This is a genomic window from Kurthia populi (genome assembly GCF_042686175.1).
Classification (GTDB): Bacteria; Bacillota; Bacilli; order Bacillales_A; family Planococcaceae; genus Kurthia; species Kurthia populi.
On the sequence record NZ_JBHUOR010000064.1, the window covers coordinates 1 to 1984 of the forward strand.

Below are 1984 nucleotides of genomic sequence, written 5' to 3' on the forward strand. Positions count from 1 at the left end.
CACTTTCATTGATCAACAATCGACCAAGAAAGTGCCTCAACTGGAATACCACACAGGATGCATTTGAATGTGAAGTGGTGCAGTTAATTTGACAATCTATCTGTTCAAAAAATCACTCTTTTCATTTGTATATATTAAAAAAGCTGAAGCGGGCTACTCCACTTCAGCTTTTTTTGCATTATTTCACTTTTTTAATACGGTCTTTTAAAATCCAACCATAAGGCGTGTATCCTTCATCTAATTGTTTTTTAGAGTATTTTAGTTTAATAAAGACATATTTTTTACCATCCGCTGTCACTTCTTTTAATACTTGAACTTTCGTGCCAGCTTTGACTTTATCCATTGCATAATCGGATGTTAAGAATTCTTTACCGAAAGATAAGCGTGTAAATGTATCTTTTGTTACCTTGTATGATACTTTGCGCTCTGCTGTAGTATATACTTTTGTCGGTGTTTTTACTTTTTTAGTTGAAGTCGCAGGGATCATTACAAGTGTTTCTTGTGTAATGCCTACATAATACGTTTTATTATTGATTTTAATCTTATCGGAGAAAAGTAAAATTTCACCTTTTTTAGTGAAATCAAAGAAAACGGCATCTTCAAAGTTATCAAAACGTGGTGAGAATGAATTTGAAATCGTATTTTTTGTTACGACAGTACGTGTTGTATTGCCGATGTAGCTTTTTACGAATTTATTTAAGTCTGCTTCCTCAATATCATCCCATGATGAGAATAGTGAGTCATAGCCACTAATTGTTACTTTTTCTTTAAGGGTATCTGATACTTTCACATAGCCTTTAAAAATATCAAAGTTTTTATCAAAATCTTTTTTAGATGTAATTTCATGCGCATTTGAGTACGTAATGCTGTAATATTTTTTACCGTTTAATTCAACAGTGTCTATCTTTTTGATGTACGTACCGGCTGGTAATGTATGAGCTACCTTACCTTTTTTAATATCTGCATATTTTGCATATACATTTGTAGCCGTTGTTGTTTTTACTTGAGTGGTTACTTTTACGTCTTCTTTATCAGTTGATTTTAATTGTACGCTTGTTGTATTTGCTTTAGCAGTAAATGGTGTGTAAGAAGATACAAGTAATGTACCTGTTAACACTGCCGCACTTGCAGTTTTAACGAATGTTGATGTCATCATAATAGCCCCAATTCATATGTTTTCATATACTATTTAGTGTATATTAATAACTTTATGATAAATTTGTCATATTTAGTAGAGGAAACTATGAATTAACACGCAAAGTATTTAAAACAAGCATTAGTACCTATCAAAATGATTTCTTGAAGTAGTGTAAACGGTTCATTTTTGTAATTTTTAAACAATCAACACCTACCTATAGCCATTGAATAAATTCAAGGCGATTACCAAATGGATCGTCCAAATAGAAGCGACTAGCGCCTTCTAATGGCTCATCTTCTTTTATGTCGACTTGGTGGTGCTGTAATTGTTGCTTGAATGCCTTAATGTCTGTCATTAAAAATGCTGGATGTGCTTTTAAGGCTGGGGTAAATGGCTCTTGAATGCCGATATGAAGCTGATGCGCGCCACACTCGAACCAAACACCACCTCGTTTTTTTAAATTTTCTGGTTTTTCAATTTCCGTCATTCCTAGAATGTCGCCAAAAAAAGCACGACATTGCTGTTCACTATTTTTTGGAGCGGCTAGTTGTACATGACCAATTCCTTTAAACATCCAAAAAACCTCCTTATACCACTTGGTTAATTATACCATTTAAAATCACATATACCTTTTTTACAAAATTAAAATAGACTAGGACAAAACACGTTACTTTCCTTCTTTTAGCGTTCGCAACGAAAAACTGGAACCGCGCCACAGCGCAATTCCAGTTTTTCTTATGCTTATAGGAGCATTCCTGTTAGAAGGATTTTCAGAGACTTGAAAACAAAAAAGCCCTCCTGTATGATGCTTGAGTGTCAACTGGCATTGACGCGCATAATATACAG

Annotated in this window: 2 protein-coding genes; both read right to left on the bottom strand. The window is 33.9% G+C overall.

The annotated features are described in order from the left end of the window. Window positions 1-178 precede the first annotated feature (178 nt). Window positions 179-1153: a hypothetical protein gene (locus ACFSY7_RS10355; protein WP_380147778.1), complete on the bottom strand. Its 975-nt coding sequence runs from the start codon at window positions 1151-1153 to the stop codon at window positions 179-181. A 199-nt stretch (window positions 1154-1352) separates the two neighbouring features. Next, the gene (locus ACFSY7_RS10360) at window positions 1353-1712 is read right to left on the bottom strand and encodes a VOC family protein (RefSeq protein ID WP_380147779.1); all 360 of its coding nucleotides are present in this window, start codon (window positions 1710-1712) and stop codon (window positions 1353-1355) included. Between the last annotated feature and the right edge of the window lie 272 nt (window positions 1713-1984).

Bases quoted from the DNA above. Each gene is read 5' to 3' on its own strand.
- ACFSY7_RS10355 (WP_380147778.1), bottom strand. From the start codon at position 1,153: ATGACATCAACATTCGTTAAAACTGCAAGTGCGGCAGTGTTAACAGGT.
- ACFSY7_RS10360 (WP_380147779.1), bottom strand. From the start codon at position 1,712: ATGTTTAAAGGAATTGGTCATGTACAACTAGCCGCTCCAAAAAATAGT.